22 protein-coding genes and 2 pseudogenes are annotated in these 26236 nt (G+C 63.5%); 14 read left to right on the forward strand and 10 right to left on the reverse strand.

What is annotated here, in order from left to right; all coding sequences use genetic code 11:
* Positions 1–13: 13 nt before the first annotated feature.
* From coaE to EN807_RS04570, 4 genes are all read right to left on the reverse strand, one after another.
* Positions 14–616 (reverse strand): dephospho-CoA kinase, encoded by a 603-nt coding sequence (gene coaE, locus EN807_RS04555; protein ID WP_135934044.1) that lies wholly within the window; start codon positions 614–616, stop codon positions 14–16.
* An 11-nt stretch (positions 617–627) separates the two neighbouring features.
* Positions 628–1476, reverse strand: a complete 849-nt coding sequence (locus EN807_RS04560) for a shikimate dehydrogenase (protein ID WP_135934045.1) — start codon at positions 1474–1476, stop codon at positions 628–630.
* A complete protein-coding gene (locus EN807_RS04565) occupies positions 1469–2068 on the reverse strand; it encodes a Maf-like protein (protein ID WP_135934046.1) in 600 nt (199 codons plus the stop codon). Before EN807_RS04565 ends, EN807_RS04560 begins: the two co-directional genes overlap by 8 nt.
* A gap of 61 nt (positions 2069–2129) precedes the next feature.
* Complete coding sequence (locus EN807_RS04570; RefSeq protein ID WP_029348035.1) at positions 2130–2951, reverse strand: pyruvate, water dikinase regulatory protein; 822 nt, start codon at positions 2949–2951, stop codon at positions 2130–2132.
* 403 nt (positions 2952–3354) lie between these two features.
* On the opposite strand from EN807_RS04570, the gene hemE reads away from it, so the two are divergent.
* From hemE to rho, 3 genes are all read left to right on the forward strand, one after another.
* Entirely contained in the window at positions 3355–4383 is a 1029-nt protein-coding gene (gene hemE / locus EN807_RS04575) for a uroporphyrinogen decarboxylase (protein WP_135934047.1), read from the forward strand.
* A complete protein-coding gene (hemJ, locus tag EN807_RS04580; protein WP_135934048.1) occupies positions 4380–4922 on the forward strand; it encodes a protoporphyrinogen oxidase HemJ in 543 nt (180 codons plus the stop codon). Before hemE ends, hemJ begins: the two co-directional genes overlap by 4 nt.
* Positions 4923–5184: 262 nt before the next feature.
* Positions 5185–6450 carry a transcription termination factor Rho gene (gene rho, locus EN807_RS04585; protein WP_027153631.1) on the forward strand — a complete coding sequence of 422 codons (1266 nt, stop codon included), beginning with the start codon at positions 5185–5187 and terminating at the stop codon, positions 6448–6450.
* Positions 6451–6639: 189 nt separating this feature from the next.
* Here rho and EN807_RS04590 read toward each other — a convergent pair whose 3' ends face one another.
* Entirely contained in the window at positions 6640–8658 is a 2019-nt protein-coding gene (locus tag EN807_RS04590; protein ID WP_135934049.1) for a thioredoxin domain-containing protein, read from the reverse strand.
* A gap of 63 nt (positions 8659–8721) precedes the next feature.
* Here EN807_RS04590 and mnmE point away from each other — a divergent pair, with 63 nt between their 5' ends.
* The 5 genes from mnmE (at position 8722) to EN807_RS04615 (ending at position 14727) form a co-directional block, all read left to right on the forward strand.
* Positions 8722–10044, forward strand: a complete 1323-nt coding sequence (mnmE, locus tag EN807_RS04595) for a tRNA uridine-5-carboxymethylaminomethyl(34) synthesis GTPase MnmE (protein ID WP_135934050.1) — start codon at positions 8722–8724, stop codon at positions 10042–10044.
* 405 nt (positions 10045–10449) lie between these two features.
* Complete coding sequence (mnmG, locus tag EN807_RS04600) at positions 10450–12324, forward strand: tRNA uridine-5-carboxymethylaminomethyl(34) synthesis enzyme MnmG (RefSeq protein ID WP_135934051.1); 1875 nt, start codon at positions 10450–10452, stop codon at positions 12322–12324.
* Positions 12321–12956 (forward strand): 16S rRNA (guanine(527)-N(7))-methyltransferase RsmG, encoded by a 636-nt coding sequence (gene rsmG, locus EN807_RS04605; RefSeq protein WP_135934052.1) that lies wholly within the window; start codon positions 12321–12323, stop codon positions 12954–12956. Before mnmG ends, rsmG begins: the two co-directional genes overlap by 4 nt.
* Before the next feature lie 36 nt (positions 12957–12992).
* Complete coding sequence (locus EN807_RS04610) at positions 12993–13793, forward strand: ParA family protein (protein ID WP_127314030.1); 801 nt, start codon at positions 12993–12995, stop codon at positions 13791–13793.
* Positions 13794–13842: 49 nt separating this feature from the next.
* Positions 13843–14727: a ParB/RepB/Spo0J family partition protein gene (locus EN807_RS04615; RefSeq protein ID WP_135934053.1), complete on the forward strand. Its 885-nt coding sequence runs from the start codon at positions 13843–13845 to the stop codon at positions 14725–14727.
* Positions 14728–15038: 311 nt separating this feature from the next.
* Here the strand turns inward: EN807_RS04615 and holA are convergent, their stop codons facing one another.
* The gene (gene holA / locus EN807_RS04620; protein WP_135934054.1) at positions 15039–16085 is read right to left on the reverse strand and encodes a DNA polymerase III subunit delta; all 1047 of its coding nucleotides are present in this window, start codon (positions 16083–16085) and stop codon (positions 15039–15041) included.
* A 552-nt stretch (positions 16086–16637) separates the two neighbouring features.
* Between holA and EN807_RS04625 the strand changes: the two genes are divergently transcribed.
* The 4 genes from EN807_RS04625 (at position 16638) to lpdA (ending at position 21820) form a co-directional block, all read left to right on the forward strand.
* Positions 16638–17870 carry a 3-methyl-2-oxobutanoate dehydrogenase (2-methylpropanoyl-transferring) subunit alpha gene (locus EN807_RS04625; protein ID WP_135934055.1) on the forward strand — a complete coding sequence of 411 codons (1233 nt, stop codon included), beginning with the start codon at positions 16638–16640 and terminating at the stop codon, positions 17868–17870.
* A 2-nt stretch (positions 17871–17872) separates the two neighbouring features.
* Positions 17873–18886, forward strand: a complete 1014-nt coding sequence (locus EN807_RS04630) for an alpha-ketoacid dehydrogenase subunit beta (RefSeq protein WP_135934056.1) — start codon at positions 17873–17875, stop codon at positions 18884–18886.
* Positions 18887–18905: 19 nt separating this feature from the next.
* Complete coding sequence (locus tag EN807_RS04635; protein WP_135934057.1) at positions 18906–20294, forward strand: dihydrolipoamide acetyltransferase family protein; 1389 nt, start codon at positions 18906–18908, stop codon at positions 20292–20294.
* 128 nt (positions 20295–20422) lie between these two features.
* Entirely contained in the window at positions 20423–21820 is a 1398-nt protein-coding gene (lpdA, locus tag EN807_RS04640; protein WP_135934058.1) for a dihydrolipoyl dehydrogenase, read from the forward strand.
* A gap of 181 nt (positions 21821–22001) precedes the next feature.
* Here lpdA and EN807_RS04650 read toward each other — a convergent pair whose 3' ends face one another.
* Entirely contained in the window at positions 22002–23195 is a 1194-nt protein-coding gene (locus tag EN807_RS04650) for a saccharopine dehydrogenase family protein (RefSeq protein WP_281405189.1), read from the reverse strand.
* Between the two features lie 35 nt (positions 23196–23230).
* Between EN807_RS04650 and EN807_RS04655 the strand changes: the two genes are divergently transcribed.
* Positions 23231–23659 (forward strand): Lrp/AsnC family transcriptional regulator, encoded by a 429-nt coding sequence (locus EN807_RS04655; RefSeq protein WP_127314038.1) that lies wholly within the window; start codon positions 23231–23233, stop codon positions 23657–23659.
* A gap of 64 nt (positions 23660–23723) precedes the next feature.
* Here the strand turns inward: EN807_RS04655 and EN807_RS04660 are convergent.
* From EN807_RS04660 to EN807_RS04670, 3 genes and pseudogenes are all read right to left on the reverse strand, one after another.
* Positions 23724–23932 (reverse strand): annotated as a pseudogene (locus tag EN807_RS04660) (hypothetical protein).
* Positions 23929–24683, reverse strand: a pseudogene (locus EN807_RS04665) (COG4280 domain-containing protein). The pseudogenes EN807_RS04660 and EN807_RS04665 overlap by 4 nt, the downstream one beginning before the upstream one ends.
* Positions 24684–24831: 148 nt before the next feature.
* A complete protein-coding gene (locus tag EN807_RS04670) occupies positions 24832–25590 on the reverse strand; it encodes an SDR family oxidoreductase (RefSeq protein ID WP_135934061.1) in 759 nt (252 codons plus the stop codon).
* Positions 25591–25850: 260 nt separating this feature from the next.
* Between EN807_RS04670 and EN807_RS04675 the strand changes: the two genes are divergently transcribed.
* A complete protein-coding gene (locus EN807_RS04675; protein ID WP_127314041.1) occupies positions 25851–26216 on the forward strand; it encodes a RidA family protein in 366 nt (121 codons plus the stop codon).
* Positions 26217–26236: the final 20 nt, after the last annotated feature.

A 26236-nucleotide genomic window follows, 5' to 3' on the forward strand; every position in this document is an offset into this window, starting at 1 on the left:
GGATGCAAGCGCGTTAAGCAGGCTTGCCGGCCTTATCCCCGACCAGTTCAGCTACAATCGCATTGACTGCCGCGCGCGCCGCATCGAAGCCCTGTCCGGTGTCGATGACGAAATCGGCTTGGCTGCGCTTTTCGGCGTCGGGAACCTGCCTGGCCAGGATTGACGCCAGCTTCTCTTCGCTCATGCCCGGCCGCGCCAGCACGCGGGCGCGCTGGATTTCGGCCGAGGCGGTGACGACCACGACCTTGTCGACGCGGTCGCGGCCGCCGGTTTCGAACAGCAGCGGGATATCGAGAACGACAAGCGGCGCGCCGGCGGCACGGTTCCTGGCCAGGAAGGCGTCGGCGGCGGCGCGGACCAGCGGGTGGATGATCGCTTCCAGCCGTTTCAGCGCGGCGGCATCGCCGAGCACCCGCTCGGCCAGCTTGGTGCGATCGACCGAGCCGGATCTGGTGGTTCCGGGAAAAGCCGCCTCGACCAGCGGAGCCGCCTTGCCGGCGTAGAGGCGGTGCACCGCCTCGTCCGAATCGTGGACGGGCACGCCGGCTTCGGCAAACATCCTGGCCGTAGTCGACTTGCCCATGCCGATCGATCCGGTGAGGCCGAGCACGATCATGCCTTTCACTCCTAAGTCATTCCTTGGGCACCGAGATCGGCGACTATCATCTGCCGCAATTCGGCAGTGACCTCCGGCCTGATGCCGAACCAGCGCTCGAAGCCGGGCACCGCCTGGTGCAGCAGCATGCCGAGGCCGTCGACGGTCTTCAGGCCCCGCGCTTTGGCTGCGGCCAGCAACGGCGTTTCCAGCGGCACATAGACAATGTCGGTGACGATTGCGTGGTCCGGCAGCCTGCCGGGATCGGCGGACAGGCCTTCATGGCCATGCATGCCGAGCGCTGACGTGTTGACCAGCAGGCCGGCATCGGCAAGCAGCTCGCCGGTCGCGTGCGTGCCATGGGCCGAGACGCCGGTGCCGAAGCGGTGGCGCAATTCCTCGGCTCGGGCGAGCGTTCGGTTGACGATGCGGATGTCACTGATGCCGCGTTCAATCAGCGCATGGATGACCGCGCGGGCGGCGCCGCCCGCACCGAGCACCACGGCCGGGGTATTTGCGGCCCAGCCCGGCGCATGCTCGTCGAGATTGGCGGCAAAGCCATAGGCGTCGGTGTTGCCGCCGCACAGACTTCCGCCCTCGAACCACAGCGTGTTGACGGCACCGATCTGTTCGGCCGCATCGTCGCGGTGCGTCGCCAGCGCGAAGGCGGCCTCCTTGTGCGGGATGGTGACGTTGCCGCCACGGTAGCCGGTCGCCTCGAGCGTTCTCACGAATTCAGCAAAATCGGCCGGCGCGACGTCGATGGCCCGGTAGCTGCCGTCGATACCGTATTTCGCCAGCCAATAGGAGTGGATCTTCGGCGACCGGGAATGCGCGACCGGGTGGCCGGCGACGAAGGCCTTTTTCGCAGCCTCAGCCATCGATGGCGCCGAGGTCACGCAGCTTGGCCAGAGCGGGCAGAAGCGGCACGCCGACGATGGTGAAGTAGTCGCCTTCTATTCTTTCGAACAGCTGGATGCCTTCGCCTTCGATCTGGTAGGCGCCGACGCTGGACAGCGCCTTGGCGCCGACCCGCGCCAAGTGGCGGCCGATGAAGGCCGGATCGAGCTTTCGCATGGTCAGGCTGGCGATGCCGACATGCCGCCACAGAACTGCGCCGTCGCGGGCCAGCACCACGGCGCTGTTGAGTTGATGGGTCTTTCCCGACAGCGCCAAGAGATGGCGGCGCGCGCCTTCCATGTCGGCCGGCTTGTGGAACAGTTCGTCGCCGAGCGACAGCGTCTGGTCGCAGCCGAGCACCAGGGCGCCGGGCTTTCGCTCGCTAACCTCGGTGGCCTTGGCCTCGGCCAGCACCAGGGCGACGTCCTCCGGCGAGATACCGCTGTCTTTTAGTGGCGCCTCAAGCGCGCGCTCGTCGACTTCCGCCGGAACCGCCTCGACCGCCACGCCGGCATTGACAAGCAGCGCCTTGCGGAACGGGCTGCCCGAGGCAAGGATGATTTTTTCGGCCATTTTTTATCGCCCGATTCCTGACCGCCGTTTGCAGGCCGGCATCACCTGAATATCACACGCCCTAGCGCGTCTTGCCGCGCAGGGCAACGATAGCCGCCGCCGTCTCCTCGATCGAGCGGCGGCTGACGTCGATCATCGGCCAGCCATGCCGGGTGCAGATCTGGCGGGCATAGGCGAGCTCTTCGGCGATCGCGGCGCGGTCGACATAGTCGGTCGGCTCGTAGGCGCTGGTGTTGCCGAGGATGCGGTTCTGGCGGACCTGAGAGATGCGCTCGGCGGTGGCGATCAGCCCGACGATCAGCGGTTTCGTGGCGTTGACCAGGCTTTCCGGTACCGGCACGCCGAGCACGATCGGGATGTTGGCGGTCTTGATGCCCCGATTGGCGAGATAGATGCTGGTCGGCGTCTTCGAGGTGCGCGAAATGCCAACGAGCACGATGTCGGCGTCGTCCATATTGGCGGGCAGCTGGCCGTCATCATGCTCCATGGTGAAATTGAGCGCGTCGATGCGGCGAAAATATTCGGCGTCGAGAACATGCTGGGCGCCGACGCGGCGGCCGGCCGGCGTGCCGAGATAGGACTGGAACACAGTCAGCACCGGTTCCAGCACGGAGACGCAAGGCAGGCCCATGGCGGCGCAGCGTTCGTCGATACCGCGGGCGAGCTTCTGGTCGACGACCGTATAGAGGATGATGCCTGGCTCCTCCTCGATGTCCTCGAACACTTTCGTCACCTGCTTTTCGGTGCGGATGAGCGGGTAGATATGCTCGATGGCGCGCGCATCCTTATATTGCGCGGAGGCCGCGCGGCCGGCCGCAAGCAGCGTTTCACCGGTGGCATCGGAAATCAGGTGAAGGTGAAAGAAGCTCTGAGGTTTGTTCACAGGGGTTAGTTCCAAGCTGTGGGCCGATGTGGATAAGGTCGGTCGGAAAGATTGGCCGGTTCGGGGCGACTGTATCAGATGCCAGTTTGTCCACAATTCGATGCGCTGTCGGCTTCGTCGGGCGGCTGGGGACAAGTCCGGGGACGGGCTTTTTTGACTCTGCCTCATCCACAGGCCCGTTTTCTTTATGCGGGCCATAAGGCATTGACTCTAGTCCGAAATTTCCAACTGTCCCCAATCCCCTCCTATCCGGCAGAAGAAGCACGCGACAATATGCTGGCTGGCATTTTCCGGGGCAAAGCGGGACAGGAGACAAGCACCGATACCAACAGACTCTTAGAATCATAAGATTCCTAGAAATAGGATATTTAATTATAGACAAGCCTGGAGAGGCGAGCGCTGAATGTCCGAAAACCGGATCATGCTGGACGTGTTGAAGGGCGAAGCGGTGTTTCCGCCGCCGCTCTGGATGATGCGCCAGGCCGGCCGTTATCTGCCGGAGTATCGGGAGACACGCAGGCGGGCCGGGTCGTTCCTCGATCTTTGCTACGATCCAGACCTGGCGGTAGAGGTGACACTGCAGCCGATCGAACGCTTCGGCTTCGATGCATCCATCCTGTTTTCCGATATCCTTGTTGTGCCGCATGCGCTGGGCCGCGACGTGCGCTTCGAAGAGGGGCGCGGGCCGCTGCTGACGCCGATCTCGGCCACGGAGATTGCGGCTCTCGATGGCGAAACGTTTCACGTGAATCTCGAACCGGTCTATGAGACGGTGCGTCGATTGCGGACAAAACTGCCTGATGAAACGACGCTGATCGGCTTCTGCGGCGCGCCGTGGACGGTGGCGACCTATATGATCGCCGGCCATGGCACCTCAGACCAGGCGCCGGCGCGGCTGTTCGCCTATCGCGAGCCGGCGGCTTTCCTGCAGCTGCTGAACGTACTTGTCGATCACTCGGCCGCCTATCTCATCCGCCAGATCGAAGCAGGCGCCGATGTGGTGCAGGTTTTTGACTCGTGGTCCGGCGTGCTCGACGAAGTGTCTTTCGAGGCTTTTTGTGTCAGGCCGATGGCGGAGATCGTCAGGCAGGTACGGGCCGTGCATCCCAACGTTCCGATCATCGGGTTTCCCAAGGGCGCCGGCGCCCACTACCGGAGCTATCGCCAGAAGACCGGCGTGACGGGGCTGGGGCTCGACTGGACCGTGCCGTTGACGACGGCAAGGGAACTGCAGCGCGACGGCGCCGTACAGGGCAATCTCGATCCGTTACGGCTGGTGGCCGGCGGCAAGGCTCTAGCCGACGGCATCGACGCTATCTTGAAAGCACTGGGCGATGGACCGCTGATCTTCAATCTCGGGCACGGCATCACGCCGGAAACGCCGATCGCGCATGTCGAGGCGATGGTGAAACTGGTGCGGAGCGCATCATGACGATGATGGGGAATGGCACCGCGGAAGGTGGTGCTGGCGCGATGCGCCGCGCGGCGATTGCGATTGCGGTTTTCCTCGTGTTGGTTGGGCTTCTGTTCCAGTTTGGGCCAGATGATTTCTATCCCTGGGCAAAGGCGATCCATGTCATCGCCGTCATCTCCTGGATGGCGGGCATGCTCTATCTGCCGCGGCTGCTGGTCTATCACGCCGATGCGGAGAAAGGCTCCGTCCAGTCGGAAACCTTCAAGGTGATGGAGCGCCGGCTGCTGCGCGGCATCATCAATCCGGCCATGATCATCACCTGGGTATTCGGGCTCTGGCTGGCCTGGAAAGGCTTTGGTTTTCAGGGCGGATGGCTGCATGCCAAGATCGCCGCGGTGCTCGGGCTCTCGGCCGTTCATGGCTATCTGGCCGGCGCGGTGCGCAAATTCGCCGAGGACCGCAATGAAAAACCGGCGAGGCACTGGCGGATCGTCAACGAGTTCCCCACATTGCTGATGATCGTCATCGTCGTGCTGGTCATCGTGAAGCCGTTTTGATGCCACCGCATCGACCCGAAAATTGGGATCGATTTTCGGAAAGGACGATGCGGAACTCAAAAAGTCTTACAGCGTCCTTTGCGCGTCGAGAGAGACGCGCGGCGCTCACAAAAGGCGGCTTGCTCTTTTAGTCGACCGACGATAAAAGACGGGTCTTCCTTCCCGTCATGCGCCGCCCCATTCATCGCTTCGGCCGCGCCCGGCATTTGTCGCATCCCGCCGATATTTTCCCCATGCTTAGTCACTCAGAGTCCGTCTAATGATGCAAGAAATGAAACTCACCGAGTTCAAGAACAAGAAACCGCCAGAGCTGATCGCTTATGCCGAATCGCTCGAGGTCGAGAACGCCAGTGTGATGCGCAAGCAGGAGCTGATGTTCGCGATCCTGAAGCGGCTGGCGACCCAGGATATCGAGATCATCGGCGACGGTGTGGTCGAAGTGCTGCAGGACGGTTTTGGCTTCCTGCGCTCGGCCAATGCCAATTACCTGCCGGGCCCCGACGATATCTATATTTCGCCGTCGCAGATCCGCCGGTTCTCGCTGAAGACCGGCGATACCGTCGAAGGCCCGATCCGTAGCCCGAAGGAAGGCGAGCGCTATTTCGCGCTGCTCAAGGTCAACACGATCAATTTCGACGACCCCGAAAAGATCCGCCACAAGATCCATTTCGACAATCTGACGCCGCTTTATCCGACCTCGCGGCTGAAGATGGAAATGGACGTTCCGACCTCGAAGGACATCTCGGCGCGCGTCATCGACCTCGTGGCGCCGCTCGGCAAAGGCCAGCGCGCCCTGATCGTGGCGCAGCCGCGAACCGGCAAGACGGTGCTGTTGCAGAACATCGCCCATTCGATCACCACCAATCATCCGGAATGCTATTTGATCGTGCTGCTGATCGACGAGCGGCCGGAGGAAGTCACCGATATGCAGCGCTCGGTGAAGGGCGAGGTCGTCTCCTCGACCTTCGACGAGCCGGCGGTGCGCCACGTCCAGGTCGCCGAAATGGTGATCGAGAAGGCCAAGCGCCTGGTCGAGCACGGGCGCGATGTCGTCATCCTGCTGGACTCGATCACCCGCCTTGGCCGCGCCTACAACACCGTGGTGCCGTCATCCGGCAAGGTGCTGACCGGCGGCGTCGACGCCAATGCGCTGCAGCGGCCGAAGCGCTTCTTCGGTGCCGCCCGCAACATCGAGGAAGGCGGCTCGCTGACCATCATCGCCACCGCGCTGATCGACACCGGCAGCCGCATGGACGAGGTCATCTTCGAAGAGTTCAAGGGCACCGGCAATTCGGAGATCGTGCTCGACCGCAAGGTGGCGGACAAGCGCATCTACCCAGCCATGGACATCCTCAAGTCCGGCACCCGCAAGGAAGACCTTCTGGTCGCCCGCCAGGACCTGCAGAAGATCTTCGTGCTGCGCCGCATCCTGGCGCCGATGGGCACAACCGACGCCATTGAGTTCCTGATCGACAAGCTCAAGCAGACCAAGACGAATGCGGATTTCTTCGATTCTATGAATACGTAAGCGATTGGAGCGGGGAGCACCCTCGCCTCGTCATCCTCGGGCTTAACCCGAGGATCCATGCCGCGACGTCGGCTGGATGATGCGACGAAGCGGAACCTGCACCGTGGCAACGCTCGAAAGTAGCGGCATGGATCCCAGGGTCTTCGCGACGTCGCTTCGGTCCTGCTCCGGCCTGGGATGACGAACTTCCTACTGCTGCCTCAACTGCCGCTCGAGCTCCTCAGCGTCCGTTATCACCGGCAAGCAGACCTGCCCGGTGCACAGCCAGGCGCCGGGCTCGATCGTAGGCGGCAAAACGCCGCCTGGCAGCGTCGGCAGGTTTGTTGCCGAGCCGACCGGCACGATTGTGTCGATCCGGCGCGGGTCCGGATTTCGATTCGCAACCGGAACAAGCTGTGGGTTTTCCGGCTTGTCCACCAGCACCAGTTTCAACGGCTCGATCGCCAAAGCGCAGGCGTTGACGATGCCCGCCTGGCCATAGGCCTGGTGCTGCGCCCGGCCGGCTGCGTGTTCGGCTACGTTCCAGGTCTTTTCCTGCAGATCAAGATCGCCGGAAAGCGAGGACAATCGGACCATGGCTTCGATGATTTGGCCGGTGGCTGAAGGAATGGCTTCGTCGACATCGCCCCTGATGCGGATCGGCACGTCGCTGCTGTCCGACGCGGTGAGATAGTAGCCGGTGTTGTCATCGTCGCGGTGCCATTGGTCGAGTTGCGCTAGGAATTGGCCGGCCAGTTCGGCATAGCTCGATGTGCCGGTAGCCTCGAACAATGAGATCGCAGCGTTAGCCATGGCGGCGTAGTCGCTCGACAGCGCAGGAAAGAGCTTCTTTGCGCCAAGCATCGAATGCGGCAAGCGGCTGTCTCGACCAGCGCTGGCAATGGCAGCAAAGGCCTGTTCCGCCGCCTCGATCCAATCGATCCGTTTCAGGGAGCGCCCGGCTTCGGCGAGAGCCGCGATCACCAGGCCGTTCCAGTCGGTCAGGATTTTTCCGTCACGCCCGGGTCTGACGCGCTGCTCCCTGGCTGTCAGCAATTTTTCTGTCAATGGAATGAGCCGGTCGCGATCGGCCACGCTTTGCGTTTGCTGGGCTTCGGTCTGGTGGATGATCGGCTTGCCCTCCCAGCCATGCGGGGCAACAATTGTGAAGTGATTGAAAAATAACGCTGATTCGTCGCCAAGAGCGGTTTCTATCTCATCCCTGCTCCAGGTGTAGAACAGTCCCTCCTCGCCTTCGCTGTCGGCGTCGAGGCTGGCAGCGAATGCACTGCCGTCGACGCGCATCTCGCGCAAGAGCCAGTCAATCGTCTCTTCGATTCGTACCCGGAACAATTCGTTGCCGGTCGCGGCATATGCCCAATTGCACAGCCGAATGAGCTGCGCGTTGTCGTAAAGCATTTTTTCGAAATGCGGCACCAGCCACTCGGCATCGGTCGAGTAGCGGCTCAACCCGCCGCCGATATGGTCATAGATGCCGCCCGCCAACATCTTTTCGAGGCTAAGCAGGACCGCGTCGCGATGGGCTGTGTGGCGATCGCGCCGCCAGGATAGCCAGAGCGTCTGCATGAACGGCGCATTGGGGAATTTGGGCGCGCCGCGCAGGCCGCCCAAATCCCTGTCGATCATGCCGTCGATGCCGTTGGCGAGCGCGGCGAGCGTGTCGCGATCAAGGACGGCTTTGGCATGCGTGCCCGCCAGCCGCGCCTCGACATGCGTGGTCAGGCCGTCGGCGCTTTGGTTAACGCTTCCTTTCTTCTCCCGCCACGCCTTGTCGACCGCCTCCAGCACCTGGACAAAGCCCGGCCGGCCGTATCGGGCTTCGCGGGGAAAATAGGTGCCGCCCCAGAAAGGCTTTCCGTCCGGCGTCAAAAACATGGTCAGCGGCCATCCGCCTTGCTCGCCCATCGAGGACAGTGCTGCCATATAGATCTGGTCGATGTCCGGCCGCTCCTCGCGATCCACCTTGATATTGACGAAGAGACGGTTCATGACGGCGGCGACATCTTCGTTCTCGAAACTTTCGTGCGCCATCACGTGGCACCAGTGGCAGGCGGCGTAACCGACCGAGAGCAGAATCGGCCGCTTCAGCGACCTTGCTTCGGCGAGCGACGTCGGCGACCATGGCCGCCAATGCACAGGGTTGCCGCTATGCTGCTGCAGATAGGGGCTGGCCTCTTCGGCAAGCAGATTTTGCGCGGGCAATGTCACGGTCGATAACTCGGCAATTGTCGATGAATAAGCGAAGCTAGGGCGGTTGTGCAGGGTCGGCAAATGATTTCAGGTGATTCCATTGTTGCGCTGTCGAGCGGTCGCCTGCCCGCCGGCGTTGCCGTGGTCCGGATTTCGGGCCCGCAGAGTCGATTCGTCGTCGAAATGATTGCCGGTTCGATGGTTAAGAACCGTGTTGCCGCCTATCGCAAGTTCAAGGCGCCCGACGGATCGGTGCTCGACAGCGGGCTGGTCGTTTTCTTTGCCGGCCCTAGCAGCTTCACTGGCGAAGATATCGCCGAGTTCCATGTCCATGGCGGGCGCGCCGTCGTGGCGAAGATGCTGGAGACGATCGCCGGCTTCGACGGTGTCAGGCATGCCGAGCCGGGCGAGTTCACCCGGCGCGCCTTTCTCAACGGCAAGGTCGATCTGGTCGAGACCGAGGCGCTGGCCGATCTCGTCAACGCCGAAACCGAGGCGCAGCGGCGCTTTGCCGTGCAGAATGCCGAGGGTGCACAGAGCCAGCTTTATCTCGGCTGGCGCCGTCAGCTCATTCATGCCCGGGCTATGATCGAAGCGGAAATCGATTTTGCCGACGAGGACGATGTGCCGGGTTCGGATGCGGAGACGGTCTGGTCGGATGTCCGCGCGATGGTCGACGAGATCGAACGTCATGTCCAAGGGTTCCGGGCCGCCGAGATCATCCGCGACGGGTTCGAGGTCGTCATCCTCGGCGCGCCAAATGCCGGCAAGTCAAGCCTGTTCAATGCGCTGGCCCGGCGCGAAGCGGCGATCGTCACGGAAGAGCCGGGCACGACCCGCGATCTGCTCGAAGTGGTGCTGGACCTGGAGGGGATGCGGGTAAGAGTGACTGATACCGCCGGCCTGCGCGAGACACCCGGCAGGATCGAGGCGATCGGCATCGAACGGGCGAGGAGCAAGGCCGGGACTGCCGATCTGTTGCTCGTGCTGGAGGATATGGTGGACCCGGTCCCGATCGGTGCAATTCCGGCCGATGTTCCGTCGTTGAGGATCGGGACTAAGGCCGATCTGCTGCAGGATAAATCGCCCGCGACTCGCTACGATGCGGTTATCTCGACCAGGGACGGCGCCGGGCTGGCGGAGTTGCTGGCGGAGATCGGTCATCGCGCCGCAGCGCAGATCGGCCAGGCCGGCGATATCCTGCCGTCGCGGCTGCGGCACGTCGAGCTTCTCAACGAGACGAAGCGCTTCCTGCTCGCGGCAGGGACTGAGGATGAGCGCGGGCAGGAGCTGCGGGCAGAAGAATTGCGGCTGGCAGCAGATAGGCTTGGCCGGATCGTCGGGGCTGTCGACGTCGAGGAAATGCTCGACGTTATCTTTTCGCAGTTCTGCATTGGCAAATGACTCACGTGAAACATCGCAGGCTCGCCGGCCTCGTTTGATTCACGTGAAACGCTGAGCGTTGACGGCCAGGATGAGCCCCGGCCTCAACCGCAATCTCGAACGTCTGTGATTGGCGTAGGCGGTGAGGGTAACACCCCGTTCTGGTCCGACGGAGCACTGCCGTGAGGTAACGGCATGCCCAGTGTCTCCGCGACGTCGCTCCGCCCTAAGATGACGAAGGGAGAAATGCTTTGGCCAATCTCGAACGCTTCGCGATACTCTGCGATGAACTTTGGTTGCCACTCGCCAAATCACGGTGCCAACGCATCGGTTAGCATTGTTTCACGTGAAACGATTCATCGAGCGTCCTTGACAGCGAAGGCTCTCGGCGACATGTGTCGGTCGACTTGAATTCGGGATTCTGAAATGACCGATCACTATGATGTGGTTGTGGTGGGCGGCGGCCATGCTGGTTGCGAGGCGGCCAGCGCTGCCGCGCGCGCCGGCGCGAAAACGGCTTTGGTGACGCTGCGCTTCGAGACGATCGGCGTCATGTCCTGCAATCCGGCAATCGGTGGGCTCGGCAAGGGACATCTGGTTCGCGAGATCGACGCCATGGACGGGCTGATGGGCCGCGTCGCCGATGCGGCCGGCATCCAGTTCCGTCTGCTCAATCGTCGTAAGGGACCGGCGGTTCGCGGGCCGCGGACGCAGGCGGATAGAAAACTGTATCGGCTCGCCATGCAGGCGGCGATTCGCGAGCAGGCCGGTCTCGATGTGGTCGAGGGCGAGGTTCTGGATTTCGAAATCGACAATGGGCGCATCGCGGCCGTGCTGCTGGCGGGTGGTCGCAGGCTTGCCTGTGGCGCCGTGGTGCTGACCACCGGCACCTTTCTGCGCGGGCTGATCCATATCGGTGAGAAGAAGATCGTCGCCGGCCGCATGAACGAGCAGGCCAGCCTCGGCCTGTCGGCGACAATGAGCCGTGCCGGCTTCAAGCTCGGGCGGCTGAAGACCGGCACGCCGCCACGGCTGGATGGACGGACCATCGATTGGGCGTCGCTGGAGAGCCAGGCGGCGGATGAGCATCCGGTGCCGTTCTCGCTGATGACCGACCGCATCGACAACCCGCAGATCCACTGCGGCATCACGCGCACGACTGCGGCGACGCATGAGCTGATCCGCGCCAATCTGAGCCGTTCCGCCATGTATTCCGGCTCGATCGAAGGGGTAGGGCCGCGTTACTGCCCGTCCATTGAGGACAAGATCGTTAAGTTCGGCGACCGCGAGGGCCACCAGATTTTCCTCGAGCCGGAAGGGCTGGATGACGACACCGTCTACCCGAACGGCATTTCGACCTCGCTGCCCGAGGACGTGCAGCTCGACATTCTGAAGACCATTCCCGGCCTTGAGCGTGCCACCATGCTGCAGCCTGGCTATGCCATCGAGTACGACCATGTCGATCCGCGCGAGCTCAAGCCGACGCTGGAAACCAAGCGGATTGGTGGTCTTTTCCTGGCTGGACAGATCAACGGCACTACCGGCTACGAGGAGGCCGGGGCGCAGGGGCTGCTCGCCGGCCTCAACGCCGCGAGGCAGGCATCGACGAGCGATCAGATCGTGCTCAGCCGCACCGAGGCCTATATCGGGGTGATGGTCGACGATTTGACCAGCCGCGGCATCGCCGAACCCTACCGCATGTTCACCTCGCGGGCCGAGTTCCGGCTGTCGCTGCGGGCTGACAACGCCGATGAGCGGCTGACGCCGGTGGCCACGAAGCTCGGGATCGCCTCTCGGCAACGGATGCATCGGTTTAACGATGTCGTGCAGGACCTTGAAAAGGCGCGCAAGGTTGCGCTTGGCGCAACCATGACCCCCAACGAGGCGGCGCGTCATGGGCTCGAGATCAACAGGGATGGTGTGCGCCGCTCCGCTTACGAGTTGCTGGCGTATCCGGGCGTCGATGTCGCCTGGCTGGCCCGAATCGCTCCGCAGTTTGCGGCAATCGACGCCAAAACAGCCGAGCGTCTCGAAACGGAAGCGAAATATTCAGTCTATCTCGACCGCCAGCAGGCCGATGTCTCGCAGATCAGACATGAGGAGAGCCGATTGATTCCCGCGTCGCTCGACTTTGCCTCGGTTCCGGGCCTGTCCAACGAGCTGAAGCAGAAGATGCTGGCGCGCCAGCCGCGCTCCATCGCCGATGCGCAACGCATGGAAGGCATGACGCCAGCGGCGCTGGCGATCATCGTCGCGCATGTCCGCAACGCCGAGGCCGCCGCGCGAAGGAATGTTGCGTGAGCGCTGCCTCATGGGCGAGCCTGCAAGAGGTTGCCGGCCCGGTTTCACGTGAAACATTCGACCGCCTGGTCGACTTCGAGACCGTTTTCCAGAAATGGAACCGCCGAATAAACCTGGCTGCGCAATCGACGCAGGACGATGTCTGGCGCCGGCACATCCTTGACAGCGCGCAGCTTGCGCGAATCAAACCGGAGGCGAAGCGCTGGGTCGATCTCGGCTCGGGCGGCGGTTTTCCCGGCTTGGTCCTTGCCTTTCTGCTCGCCGAGCGTGCCGGCGCCAGCATCGATCTGGTTGAAAGCAATCGGAAAAAGGCATCGTTCCTGCAAGCGGTCGTCGGCCGATTCAACCTGCCCGCCAGGATCATCGCGCGGCGCATCGACGACGCCTATCCGCTTGTTTCGACACCCCAAATCGTTACGGCCAGGGCGCTGGCGTCGCTTCCGGTCCTGCTGGAGCTGTCGGCGCCGTGGCTGACGGCGGGCGCGTGCGGCCTGTTCCACAAAGGCCGGGATTACCGCGCCGAAGTGGCAGAAAGCGCTCAACGATGGTCATTCGATCTGGTAGAACATGCCAGCGCGACCGACGCTCATGGGGTCATCCTCGAACTGTCTGATTTGCGCCAACTGTCTTAGATCGGCGACCTCGGAATGAATTTCTGGCATAGATCCATGATGAAGAATGGCCCCCGAATCATCACCGTAGCCAACCAGAAGGGCGGCGTCGGCAAGACGACGACGGCCATCAATCTCGCCACGGCGCTGGCGGCGATCGGCGAGCGGGTGCTGATCGTCGATCTCGATCCGCAGGGCAATGCCAGCACCGGCCTCGGCATCGACCGGCGCGACCGCACCGTTTCCTCCTATGACGTGCTGACCGGCGAGCTCGATCTGGAGGCGGCGGCGATCCCGACGGCAGTGCCGGGCCTGTCGATCGTGCCGTCAACGCTCGATCTGCTCGGCATCGAAATGGAGATCGCGTCGGCGCCGGACCGGGTGCTGCGGCTGCGCAACGCCTTGCGCGCCTCGGCCGAGCGCTCGGCGAATTTCGGCTATGTGCTGATCGATTGTCCGCCGTCGCTCAATCTTCTGACTCTGAACTCGATGGCGGCGGCCGATTCGGTGCTGGTGCCGCTGCAGTGCGAGTTCTTCGCGCTTGAAGGCTTGAGCCAGTTGCTGGAGACGGTCGAGCAGGTCCGCCGCTCGATCAATCCCGACCTGACGATCCAAGGCATCGTGCTGACCATGTTCGACGGGCGCAACAACCTTGCCAACCAGGTGGTGCAGGATGTGCGCGCGCATATGGGCGACAAGGTCTACGAAACCATCATCCCGCGCAATGTGCGGGTCTCCGAGGCGCCGTCCTATGGCAAGCCGGCGATCCTCTACGACCTCAAGTGCTCCGGCAGCCAGGCCTATCTGCAGCTTGCCTCCGAGGTGATCCGCCGCGAGCGCAAACTGCGCGCCGCCTAATGCTGCCGCCAAAGAAGCTGATTCGATAGCGAAACGATCTGGACAGACGATGAGTGAAGACCTTTCGAGAAAAAGACTGGGCCGTGGACTGGCCGCGCTGATCGGCGAAATCGATCGCCCGGCAGCAGTGGAAAAGCAGAGCATGAATGCCGACGGCAAGGTCCCGATCGAGTTCCTGAGCCCGAATCCAAAGAATCCGCGCCGGCATTTTGGTGACGCCGACTTGACCGATCTTGCCCAGTCGATCCGTGAACATGGCGTGGTGCAGCCGGTGGTGGCACGGCCGTCGCCGGCCCAGCCCGGCCACTACGAGATCATCGCCGGCGAGCGGCGCTGGCGCGCGGCGCAGCGCGCCGGGCTGGTCGAGATCCCGATCATCGTGCGCGATGTCAACGACCGCACCGCGCTCGAACTGGCGATCATCGAAAACGTCCAGCGCACCGACCTCAACCCGGTCGAGGAGGCGATGGGCTACCAGCAGCTGATCGACGATCACGGCTACACCCAGGCCGATCTCGGCCAGGTGATCGGCAAGAGCCGCAGCCATGTCGCTAATACGCTGAGGCTCTTGAAGCTGCCCGACGTGATTCGCGACATGCTGGTCGATGGCGCGCTGTCGGCCGGCCACGCCCGCACATTGGTGACGGCGGAAGATCCGGCGGGCCTGGCCAAGCGGATCGTCAAGGACGGGCTTTCGGTGCGCCAGGCCGAAGCGCTGGCGCAGATGCCGGCCGGCGCTCCAACGGTAAAGCGACAGCCTGCAGCACCGGCACAGAAGGATGCCGATACGCTGGCGCTGGAAAAGCTGATGACCGGCACGATCGGCATGATCGTCACGATCGAGCACAAGGAACGCGGCGGGGTGATCAGCGTCGCTTACCGGACGCTGGAGCAGCTCGACGAGCTCTGCCGTCGGCTGAAGCAGGAGCGGTAGGTGCTTGAGGTACCCGTGTTTTTAGCCGGCAAATAATCTTCTGGCTCAAGATTAAGCACGGCCTAGGTTGACATCTTCGTCCTGGCAACACAACGGGGGCTGGCGATTGCCAGTCCTTGCTTTTCAGCGCTGGTGATTGGCGAAATCGCCCAGGCTGCTGATCTCCCCCTTGAGCGGGAGATGGCCGGCAGGCCAGAAGGCGTCGTCTCACATCAAGCGCCGGCCTTTCGGAAGCGAAGAAGATGTCGGCGTTCCAAGCGCTGCGACCCCCTCTGTCGCCTTCGGCGACATCTCCCCCTCAAGGGGGGAGATCAGCTACGCTGCGCCAGCCGGGCGCTTTCCACGGCAATGCCGAGCAGCGCCTGCCGTGCCAGCGCGACTGAAAGATCCGGCCGCCGGCGGGTCTGCAGGACCGCTGCCTGCAATCGGGTCAAGGCGCGGGCAAGCGCCTCGCTGTTCCAGCGTTCGAGGGCTTTCTCCACCAGCTTGCGCCGCGAGAAAAAAACCGGCGGGCGCGCCGCTGCAACGACTGACGCGGCGTTGCGGCCGCCGGTGTCCATCAGGCCGCGCATCGCCTGGATCGCCTGCAGCTGCCGCATCGCCGAGGAAAGCACCAGAAAAGCTTGGCCGCCGGACTGGCAGTGGCGGGTGAAGGCCATGTCGAAATCGCCGACCTTGCCCTCGAGCAAGGCATCGACGGCGTCGTCGAAGGACAGACCGGAGACGTCGCCCGAAGTCGCCTTGACGTCGTCGAGGCCGATTTCGGTCTGGCCGTGGGCGTAGAGCACCAGCTTCTCGATCTCGCCGCGCGAGGCCAGCCGGTCGCCGCCGAGGTTGCGGCGCAGCGCCTGACGGGCCTCCAGCGTCATCGACATGCCGGCCTTGCGCAATTCGTCGTCGATGACCGTGTCGATGTCCCGGGCCTCGTCGGCATAGCACGGCAAGGCCATGGCAATGTCCGCCGCCTCGACGATGGCGCGCAGCCCGACGCCCTTCTTCAGGTCGCCGGCCTCGATCAGGATGATGGCATCGCGCGGCGGCTCCGCGGTCAGCGCCTTGACGTCGTCGGCAAGCGCCTTCTGGCCGGAGGCATTGCGCACCCAGAGCAGGCGCCGGTCCGAAAACATCGGCACGGTGCGAGCCTCGTCGAGCAGGCGGCCTTCGTCGCGATCGACTTCCGAACCGTCCAGCCTGACCACCGAGAACGGATCGTCGAGCGGCAGGCCGGTTTTGCCGGCAAAGGCCTTTGCCCGCTCGGCGACGAGCCCACGATCGGGACCATAGAGCAGGACCACCGAGATGCGCGGATCCGGCCGCGCCAGCCACGAATCGACCTCATAACCCTTCTTCTGTGCCATGGGCTCTGGTTAGCATGAATGCGGGCGCGGGGTGAACAAAAGGACGCCGCTATCTTCCGAAACACCTATAGGACAGCGCTCTGTCTGTCCCGCCGACATCTCCCCGGGGTATTGGAATTTCGAGAGGTTTGCCGATCTTGCAGGACCAGGTTTCCTCGCCCCCGCAAAGCGGGGGAGAGCTGGCCGCGGAGCGGCCGGAGAGGGGGCAACCACGCTGGCGAGCCTCTGAATCATTCAGGTCGCGCCTTCCCCCTCTCCGTCTCGGCTTTGCCGAGCCACCTCTCCCCATTTCATGGGGCGAGGAACCCAAGCCTTGTTTAGGTTGCAAGCCCAAAAATACCGGCTCTTGCGCCAAATCAGGCCGGACCATTCGCCTAGTTGCGCGCGGCACCAGAAGATCGACAAGAAATTTCGCCGACATATCTGCATCTTGGCTGGCGGTATCGGGAGGCGGCTTTCTGTGGTCGTTCCGGTTGAAGCACCAGCCGACGAATTGGCACTGGTCTGGCGGTGTGCAAATATCGCACCGGGCAACATTGGAGGACGAAGGTCATGGCTGATGCAGGACTATTGCGCTTCCATGTGCCGGAACCGGAGGTGCGGCCGGGCGGGACGCCTGACTTTTCCAATGTGACCATCCCCAAGGCCGGCTCGGTGCCGCGTCCCGAGATCGACGTCGATCCGCGCACCATCCGCGACATGGCCTTCTCGATCATCCGCGTGCTCAACCGCGCCGGCGAGGCGGTCGGACCCTGGGCTGGCCTGCTTTCCGACGACGAATTGCTGGAAGGACTGCGCCACATGATGACGCTGCGCAGCTTCGATGCGCGCATGCAGATGGCGCAGCGGCAGGGCAAGACCTCCTTCTACATGCAGCATCTGGGCGAGGAGGCGGTGAGCTGCGCCTTCCGCAAGGCGCTGGCGCCGGGCGACATGAATTTTCCGACCTATCGTCAGGCAGGCCTGCTCATCGCCGACGGCTATCCGATGGTCACGATGATGAACCAGATCTATTCGAACGAGGCCGACCCGCTGAAGGGCCGGCAGCTGCCGATCATGTATTCGTCGAAGGAGCATGGCTTCTTCTCGATCTCCGGCAATCTGGCGACGCAATATATCCAGGCGGTCGGCTGGGCGATGGCTTCGGCGATCAGCAATGATTCTAAGATCGCCGCCGCCTGGATCGGCGACGGTTCGACGGCCGAATCCGACTTCCATTCGGCGCTGGTGTTCGCCTCGACCTACAAGGCGCCCGTCGTGCTCAATGTCGTCAACAACCAGTGGGCGATCTCGACCTTCCAGGGCATCGCCCGCGGCGGCTCCGGCACTTTCGCCGCCCGCGGTCTCGGTTTCGGCATTCCGTCGCTGCGGGTCGATGGCAACGACTATCTCGCCGTCCATGCGGTGGCGAAATGGGCGGCCGAGCGCGCGCGGAAAAATCTCGGCCCGACGCTGGTCGAATATGTCACCTACCGTGTCGGCGCGCATTCGAGCTCCGACGATCCATCGGCTTATCGGCCGAAGGCCGAGTCCGACGCGTGGCCGCTCGGCGATCCGATCGTCAGGCTGAAGAACCATCTCATCCAGCGCGACGTCTGGTCGGACGAGCGCCACACCCAGGCCGAAGCAGAAATCCTCGAAACAGTGATCGCGGCGCAAAGGGAGGCCGAGCGCCATGGCACGCTGCATGCCGGCGGCAAGCCTTCGGCGCGCGACATGTTCGAGGGCGTCTATGCCGAGATGCCGCCGCATCTCAGGCGCCAGCGCCAGCAGGCCGGGGTCTAATCATGCCAAGACGGACAATGATCGAGGCGATCCGCGACGCTATGGACGTGTCGATGGCCCGCGACGAACGCGTCATCGTGTTCGGCGAGGATGTCGGCTTTTTCGGCGGCGTCTTCCGCTGCACGCAAGGCCTGCAGGCCAAATACGGCAAGAGCCGCTGCTTCGATGCGCCGATCAGCGAATCCGGCATCGTCGGCTCGGCCATCGGCATGGCAGCTTACGGCCTGAAACCTTGCGTCGAAGTGCAGTTCGCCGACTATGTCTATCCGGCCTATGACCAGATTGTCTCGGAAGCGGCGCGGCTGCGCTACCGGTCGAATGGCGACTTTACCTGTCCGATCGTGGTCAGGATGCCGACCGGCGGCGGCATTTTTGGCGGCCAGACCCACAGCCAGAGTCCGGAGGCGCTGTTCACCCATGTCTCCGGCCTGAAGGTCGTGGTGCCGTCCAATCCGCATGACGCCAAGGGTCTCTTGATTGCGGCGATCGAGGATCCCGACCCGGTGATCTTCCTGGAGCCGAAGCGGCTCTACAACGGTCCCTTTGACGGCCACCACGAGCGCCCGGTGACGCCGTGGTCGAAGCATGAACTCGGCGAGGTCGCCGACGGCCACTACACGGTCCCGCTCGGCAAGGCGGTAATCCGCCGGCCGGGTGCCGCTGTCACCGTGCTCGCCTATGGCACCATGGTTTATGTCGCCGAGGCGGCGGCCGAGGAGACCGGCATCGACGCCGAGATCATCGATCTGAGGACGCTGCTGCCGCTCGATCTCGAGACGATCGTCGGCTCGGTGAAAAAGACGGGCCGCTGCGTGATCGTGCACGAGGCGACGCTGACATCCGGGTTCGGCGCCGAGCTGTCGGCCTTGGTGCAGGAGAACTGCTTCTACCATCTGGAAGCGCCGGTGGCGCGGGTCGCCGGCTGGGACACGCCCTATCCGCACGCGCAGGAGTGGGACTATTTTCCCGGTCCCGCTAGGCTCGGCCGCGCGCTCGTTGAAACGATGGAAGCCTAAAGGGGGAGGCCTGACGACGATGGGCGAATATGTGATCAAGCTGCCCGATGTCGGCGAAGGCGTCGCCGAGGCCGAGCTGGTCGAATGGCAGGTCAAGGTCGGCGATCTCGTGCGCGAGGACGCGGTGCTGGCCGCCGTCATGACCGACAAGGCGACGGTCGAGATTCCCTCGCCCGTTGACGGCGAGATCGTCTGGCTCGGTGCGGAGATCGGCGACACGGTGGCGATCGGCTCCCCCATCGTCAGATTGAAGGTGGCCGGCGAAGGCAATGTGAAGGCCGCTGCGGAATCGTGGGGAGGTGAGGCGAAAGCCACCGAGGCTACCCCCACCCCGGGGCCCTCCCCACAAGGGGGAGGGGGACGAGCTTCGGCCGCCAAAGCCGATGCCAAATCGATCGCGCGCCCGTCCGCAAAAGTTTCCGCGCGTGAGGATGAACCGGCGCCGGAATCCGCCTCCCCCTTGTGGGGAGGGGTTGGGGGTACTGCGGTCGGTGGGGGTCTCGCGACCGTCTCCGGCGCGCCACGCCTCGAAGGCGAAAAGCCGCTGGCGTCGCCGGCCATTCGGCTCAGGGCGAAAGAGGCCGGCATCGATCTGCGTCAGGTCACAGGAAGCGGCCCGGCCGGCCGTATCCAGCATGAGGACATCGAGGCGTTTCTGGCGCGCGGGCCGCAGCTCGCGAAAATCTCCGGCCTCGCCCGTAACGAGACGATAGAGGACATCAAAATCATCGGGCTCAGGCGAAAAATCGCCGAGAAGATGACGCTGGCCAAGTCGCGCATTCCGCACATCACCTATGTCGAGGAGATCGATGTTACCGCGCTCGAGGATTTGCGCGCCGCGCTCAACAAGGAGAAGCGAACCGGCGCGGAAAGGCCGAAGCTGACGCTGCTGCCGTTCCTGATGCGGGCGATGGTCAGGGCGATTGCCGACCAGCCCAACCTCAACGCGCTGTTCGACGACGAAGCCGGCATCATCCACCAGCATGGCGGCGTCCATATCGGCATTGCCGCGCAGACGCCTTCGGGGCTGGTGGTGCCGGTGGTCAAACACGCCGAGGCGCGCGACATCTGGGACTGCGCCGCCGAGCTCAACAGACTCGCCGAGGCGGCCAAATCAGGTACGGCGACGCGCGACGAGCTCTCGGGTTCGACCATCACCATCACCTCGCTCGGCGCCATGGGCGGTGTCGCGACGACGCCGGTGATCAATCATCCGGAAGTGGCGATCCTCGGCGTCAACAAAATGATGGTGCGGCCGGTGTGGGACGGCACCCAGTTCATCCCGCGCAAGATGATGAACCTGTCCTCCAGCTTCGACCACCGGGTCATCGACGGCTGGGACGCCGCGGTGTTTATTCAACGGATCAAGGCGCTGCTGGAGACCCCGGCGCTGATTTTTGTGGATTGAGGCTGTGGTGCAAGAAATGAGAGCGGCAGCGATCCTTCCCACCCCCCTCTGTCCTGGCAGGACAGAGGGGGTGCTGTCCCTCCGGCAGGAAAAATTTTGCACCGCTGCGGCGCCTTGAGAGGAACCCCATGAAGGAAATCTCCTGCAAGCTGCTCGTTATCGGTGCTGGCCCCGGTGGCTATGTCTGTGCCATCCGCGCCGGCCAGCTTGGCATCGACACGGTTATCGTCGAGTTCGGCAAGCCGGGCGGCACTTGTCTCAATGTCGGCTGCATTCCGTCCAAGGCGCTGATCCATGCGGCCGAGGAGTTCGAGAAAATCTCGCATATGGCGGGCGGCAAGAGTCCGCTCGGCATTTCAATTGGAACAGCATCCATTGATCTCGAAACGACCATCGCCTGGAAGGATGGTATTGTTAGCCGGCTGAATAGCGGCGTCGCTGGCCTGCTGAAGAAGGCCGGGGTCAAGACCGTGCACGGCTGGGCGAAATTCCGTGACGGCAAGACCGTCGAAGTCCAGACCGAGACCGGAATGCAGGTGGTCCGTGCCGAGACGGTGGTCATCGCGACCGGCTCGGCGCCAGTCGAGCTGCCGTCGCTGCCGTTCGGTGGACCGGTGATCTCGTCGACCGAAGCGCTGGGGCTGAGCGAAGTGCCGGAAAGGCTTGCCGTCGTCGGCGGCGGCTATATCGGGCTGGAGCTCGGCATCGCCTTCGCCAAGATGGGCGCCAAGGTGACCGTGGTCGAGGCTTTGCCGCGCGTACTGGCGCAATATGATGACGAACTGACTCGGCCGGTGGTGAAGCGGCTCGCCGAGCTCGGTATCGAGGTGCTTGTGGGCGCCAAGGCCAAGGGGTTGTCGACCAAGGGGGATGCGCTGCTGGTCGAGACGAAGGACGGCAAGAATAGCAAGATCGTTGCCGACAGGATTCTGGTCACTGTCGGGCGCAAGCCGGTGGTCGAAGACTGGGGGCTGGAGCAGATCGACCTCGACATGGCGGGAAAATTCATCCGCATCGACGACAAGTGCCGTACCTCGATGCGCGGCATCTTTGCCGTTGGCGACGTCACCGGCGAGCCGATGCTGGCGCACCGGGCGATGGCGCAAGGCGAAATGGTCGCCGAGATCGTCGCCGGCCACAAGCGCGGCTGGGACAAACGCTGCATTCCCGCTATCTGCTTCACCGATCCGGAGCTGGTCACCGCAGGTCTGTCGCCGGAGGAGGCAAAGGGGCTCGGCGGCGACATCAAGGTCGGATTGTTCCCCTTCGCCGCCAATGGCCGGGCGATGACGAAGATGGGTGAGGAGGGGTTTGTCCGGATCGTTGCCCGCGCGGACAACCATCTGGTGCTCGGCATCCAGGCGGTCGGTCACGGCGTGTCGGAACTGTCGACGGCTTTCGGCCTGGCACTGGAAATGGGCGCGCGGCTGGAGGATATAGCCGGCACCATCCATGCCCACCCGACACAAGGTGAGGGTTTTCAGGAAGCGGCGCTGAAGGCGCTCGGGCATGCGCTGCATGTTTAGGGCCCGCCGGCCTCGCGCGCTCTCCCTTCTCCCCCTGTGGGAGAAGGTGGCCGAGCGAAGCTCGGTCGGATGAGGGGTGTTCCAGCTTGGCACAGACGGAGCGCCGTCCAGCACCCCTCAACCGTCTTGGCGCTGTGCGCCAATCCACCTTCTCCCACGAGGGGAGAAGGAAAGAAGCTCCTCAACCAGCCAACCGGCTCACCATCTCATGCTGCGCATAGGCGTGGCCGAAGCGGTTGGCTAGGAAGGCGTCGAGCGCGATGTCTTCCTGCTTGATGAAGCCCTTCGCCGGCAAGGTGCCGTCGGCCAGCATGTCAAGGACCGCGCAAATGGCTGACGCGGTGGTGATCTGGATGGCGCTGCGCACCATGTCGCCGACGCGCTTGGCGTAGATCTTGTTGGCGTAGGTTTCCTGCAGCAGGCGGCCGTTCTTGCGGCCGCTGACGGTGACGAAGACGATGACCACGTCCTGCAGCGTCGCCGGCAGGGCGCTCTCGAAAATGTCCTTCAGCACGTCGCGTCGGTGGCGCAGGCCGAGATCGTTGAGCAACGCCTTCATGATCGCGGCGTGGCCGGGGTAGCGGATGGTGCGATAGTTCAGCGTGCGCACCTTGCCCTTCAGCGTTTCGGCCAGCGTGCCGAGCCCGCCGGATGTGTTGAACGCCTCGTAGGTGACACCGTCGAGCGAGAATTCCTCGCGCTCCTCCAACGGCGGCACCTCGATCAGCTCGCCTTCGACGATCGCCTCGCAAGGCTCGCAATATTCATTGATAACGCCGTCCGTGCTCCAGGTCAGATTGTAGTTCAGTGCATTCGACGGGTACTGCGGCAGCGCCCCGACCCGCATGCGCACGCTTTCCAGGGTGTCGAAGCGGCTGGCGAGATCGTTGGCGACGATCGAGATGAAGCCCGGCGCCAGCCCGCATTGTGGGATGAAGGCGCTGTTGGCGGAGCGCGCCAATTTCTTGACGCGCCTGGTGCTGACGACGTCCTCGGTCAGGTCGAGATAGTGGACGCCGGCGCTGGCTGCCGCTTCGGCGATGCGCGTGGTCAGGTGGAAGGGGGCGGCGCTGAGCACAGCAAATTTGCCGGCCAAAGCGGCTTCGAGCGTGCCTGATGCTTCGATGTCGAGTTCCAGCGTCTTGACCGTTTCAGGCAGTTCGGCCGCGCCGAGCTGTGCCGCCGAGCGGTCGACGAGGGTGACGTGGTAGTCGCCTGTGGAAGCCAGCATCTCGGCGATGGTCGAGCCGATCTTGCCGGCGCCGACAACTATGATTTTCTTCATAACCAGTTCCCTCGCCCTACCTTTGCTCAAGACGATAGAATCGCAGCTTGCCTGTCGAAAGGAAGCGTGGAATTGTGCGAAACGAAGCATCTTGGTGATCAAAATGCCGATGAGGTTCGTCGAAAGTGCTTAGCAACGCCGAACAGGCCCTGCTTTCCCTGCTGCGGGCGAATGCGCGCGCCTCGACGGCCGAACTGGCGCGGCGGCTCGGCGTGTCGCGGACGACCGTGCAGAGCCGGATCGAGCGACTGGAACAGCGCGGCATCATCACCGGCTATGGCGTCAGGCTTTCGCCCGACTACGAACAGGGGCTGGTGCGGGCGCATGTCCTGCTCACCGTCACGCCCAAGCTTGCCGACAAGGTGGTGCGCAGCCTGCAGGCGCTGCCGCCGGTGCGGACGCTGCATTCGGTGAGCGGCAATTTCGACATGATCGTCATCGTCGATGCGCCGTCGATTAGGGATCTCGACACGCTTCTCGACGAGATCGGCGCGATGGACGGGGTCGAGCGGACATCGTCCTCGATCATCCTGTCGACGCGGATCGATCGCTGACGGACCTTCAGCCGACATGCCGTCGCAAAACAATGTTCGAGAGAGCGGGTGTCCGCTCCTTTGATCACTGGTGCCGCGCGGCGCGGCGGACACTCTGCACCGGGATGGCGAGGCAGCCGATTAGCAGCAGGATGCCGCCAAGGGCGGCGGCAGCGCCAGAAACTTCACCGCCGCCGTGATCGCCGCGATCAGCAGCAGGGCGAGCAGCGCCAGATTGCCGTCGTCGACGAACATGCCGATGAATTCCTTCACAGCAAGACGAACGAGGTTCATCGGGCCAACCCTCCGATGGCTGCGGGATAGGCGCTGCGCAGCCAGCGCACGACGGCAAAGGACGCCAGCGCGACGATCGCGAAGATCGCGAGCAAGGCCAGATCGTCGCCCGGCCAGTGCGCATCCATGCCTTCGCCGGTCCAGAAGATGCCGAAGCTGGTCAGCATCAGCCCGACGACGAATTTGAGCGCATTTTCCGGGACGCGCGCCAGCGGCCGATGCAAAGCGAGGCCGATGAGCATCACCAGGACGAACGCCGCCAGGGCGCCGAGGCTCGCATAGAGCGTCTGCCCGTGTGCGGCGCCGACTGCGATGACGATGAATACCACTTCGACACCTTCGAGCAGCACCGACTTGAACGCCGCCACTCCCGCCAGATAATCGGCCCGCCGATCATTGACCTGCCGATGCAGCACCGCGGTTTCCCTGGAAAAGGCCGCCTCCTCGTCATGCAGGGCGATGACACCGCCGGCGCGCAGGATGGCCTTACGCAGCCAGCGCATGCCGAACAGGATCAACAGGACACCGACGACAAATTGCATGATGGTGATGGGAACGAGCGCCAGCAGCGGCCGAACGTCATGACCAGTGCGGCGAGCAGCGCCAGCGCCAGTGTCGCGCCGATCAGCGCCGGTCGCCAACTACGCGTTACGCCGACCGCGAGCACGATGGTGAGAGCTTCGACGACCTCGACAAAGGAAGCGAGAAAAGCGGCTGTGATGGTCGAGAAGATGGGTGTGAAGCCGGTAATTTTTTTCCGTCCTCGGGGGCTATGACCGTTTTCTTAGCATGGACGCGGGGGCGGCATCCGACCCCGATTCTCACAAATTTGTATGCCATTTGAGCTTGTCGGCGCTGCCTCTGCCTTGGCGACCGAACCGTTGAACGTCTCTTGGCGCTCAACCGCCGATCAGATCCAGAAACGGAAGATTGCTGGCCATCAGGCCGGCGTCGACATTCAAGGTGGTGCCGGTAATGCCGCTGGCAAAGGGCGACGCCAGGAATGCCGCGGCGCGGGCGACCTCGACGGGCTCGACCAGCCTGCCGAGCGGATAGAGCTTGCCGACGGCTGCGAGGATCTCCGGCTTGTGGGCGAGGCGATGCTCCCAGGCTCCGGTGCGGATCGAGCCGGGAATGACGGCGTTGGCGCGGATGCCGTTGCGGCCTTCCTCGGTTGCGATGGCGCGCATCCAGGCGTTGAGTGCTGCCTTGGCGGCGGCGTAGGCGGGATTGCCGAAATGGGCTTGCGCATTGACCGAGGAGATGAACACGAAGGCGGCGCCTTGCGGCTGGTTGCGCATCACGGGAAGCAATGCCTGCGACAGCAGGGCGGCGCTGCGGAAATTCAGATTCATTTCGCGGTCGAGGGCGGTCGTCGAGACATCGGCGAGCGTTTCCGCCCGCGTCCAGCCGGCGTTGGAGATGACCGCCGCCGGTGCCGCGCTTTCCCCGATGCGCTTGGCAAATGCCGCCACGGCGCCGTCATCGAGCAAGTCAAAATAGTGCGCTTCTTCAATTCCGGCGCCGGTCAGGCCGGTGCCCTCGCGATCGCAGGCGACCACCCTTGCCCTGCATGCGGACAGGACGGCGACCAGCGCGCTGCCGACGCCGCCAGCCGCACCTGTCACAACCACGCTGCGGCCACTGAAATCGATCATGCGGCTCCTCGCTTTTCCCTGGCCAATCCTCGCTTGCCGGATGACTTGACGCAACCACCTGCCACGCAGGATGCTGGTGCTCTTGTAATAAAGCAACATGAATTCCAAAAAATGTTGCTTTCCAACACGGCCTGTATGAGAATCGCCGGGGTCGGCGTAGACCTTGCGGCAGGAAACCGGGAAACCGGCGCAGAGAAAGAGCCCGAACCGCGCGGACTCTGCGCCGATTGCCGCCAATGTTTTGAACAGGAGACTTTTCCTTGCCCAAGCAGTGTTTTGGAACATCCCACGTGCCGCTGTCGCCGGCGGTCCGGGCCGGCGACATGGTCTATGTCTCCGGCCAGGTGCCGGTCGGCAGCGACGGCACCGTGGTTGTGGGCGGCATCGCCGAGCAGACCGAGCAGGTGCTTTCGAACGTCAAGGCGGCCCTGGCGCTGGCCGGCTGCAGCATGGACGACGTGGTCAAGACGACAGTCTGGCTCGAGGACGCGCGCGACTTCAGCGCTTTCAATGCCGTCTATGCCAGGCATTTCCCAAAGGAGCCGCCGGCCCGCACCACGGTGGAGTCACGGCTAATGATCGACATCAAGATCGAGGTCGAGGCTGTCGCCTACAGACCGATTTAACCAGAAGACGGGAACGGAGC

The sequence above is a fragment of the Mesorhizobium sp. M5C.F.Ca.ET.164.01.1.1 genome (assembly GCF_004792125.1).
In the GTDB taxonomy this organism is placed as follows: Bacteria; Pseudomonadota; Alphaproteobacteria; order Rhizobiales; family Rhizobiaceae; genus Mesorhizobium; species Mesorhizobium wenxiniae.

Bases quoted from the DNA above. Each gene is read 5' to 3' on its own strand.
- coaE (WP_135934044.1), bottom strand. From the start codon at position 616: ATGATCGTGCTCGGCCTCACCGGATCGATCGGCATGGGCAAGTCGACT.
- EN807_RS04560 (WP_135934045.1), bottom strand. From the start codon at position 1,476: ATGGCTGAGGCTGCGAAAAAGGCCTTCGTCGCCGGCCACCCGGTCGCG.
- EN807_RS04565 (WP_135934046.1), bottom strand. From the start codon at position 2,068: ATGGCCGAAAAAATCATCCTTGCCTCGGGCAGCCCGTTCCGCAAGGCG.
- hemE (WP_135934047.1), top strand. From the start codon at position 3,355: ATGTCCGAAAACCGGATCATGCTGGACGTGTTGAAGGGCGAAGCGGTG.
- hemJ (WP_135934048.1), top strand. From the start codon at position 4,380: ATGACGATGATGGGGAATGGCACCGCGGAAGGTGGTGCTGGCGCGATG.
- rho (WP_027153631.1), top strand. From the start codon at position 5,185: ATGCAAGAAATGAAACTCACCGAGTTCAAGAACAAGAAACCGCCAGAG.
- mnmE (WP_135934050.1), top strand. From the start codon at position 8,722: ATGATTTCAGGTGATTCCATTGTTGCGCTGTCGAGCGGTCGCCTGCCC.
- mnmG (WP_135934051.1), top strand. From the start codon at position 10,450: ATGACCGATCACTATGATGTGGTTGTGGTGGGCGGCGGCCATGCTGGT.
- EN807_RS04610 (WP_127314030.1), top strand. From the start codon at position 12,993: ATGATGAAGAATGGCCCCCGAATCATCACCGTAGCCAACCAGAAGGGC.
- EN807_RS04615 (WP_135934053.1), top strand. From the start codon at position 13,843: ATGAGTGAAGACCTTTCGAGAAAAAGACTGGGCCGTGGACTGGCCGCG.
- holA (WP_135934054.1), bottom strand. From the start codon at position 16,085: ATGGCACAGAAGAAGGGTTATGAGGTCGATTCGTGGCTGGCGCGGCCG.
- EN807_RS04625 (WP_135934055.1), top strand. From the start codon at position 16,638: ATGGCTGATGCAGGACTATTGCGCTTCCATGTGCCGGAACCGGAGGTG.
- EN807_RS04630 (WP_135934056.1), top strand. From the start codon at position 17,873: ATGCCAAGACGGACAATGATCGAGGCGATCCGCGACGCTATGGACGTG.
- EN807_RS04635 (WP_135934057.1), top strand. From the start codon at position 18,906: ATGGGCGAATATGTGATCAAGCTGCCCGATGTCGGCGAAGGCGTCGCC.
- lpdA (WP_135934058.1), top strand. From the start codon at position 20,423: ATGAAGGAAATCTCCTGCAAGCTGCTCGTTATCGGTGCTGGCCCCGGT.
- EN807_RS04650 (WP_281405189.1), bottom strand. From the start codon at position 23,195: ATGCTTCGTTTCGCACAATTCCACGCTTCCTTTCGACAGGCAAGCTGC.
- EN807_RS04670 (WP_135934061.1), bottom strand. From the start codon at position 25,590: ATGATCGATTTCAGTGGCCGCAGCGTGGTTGTGACAGGTGCGGCTGGC.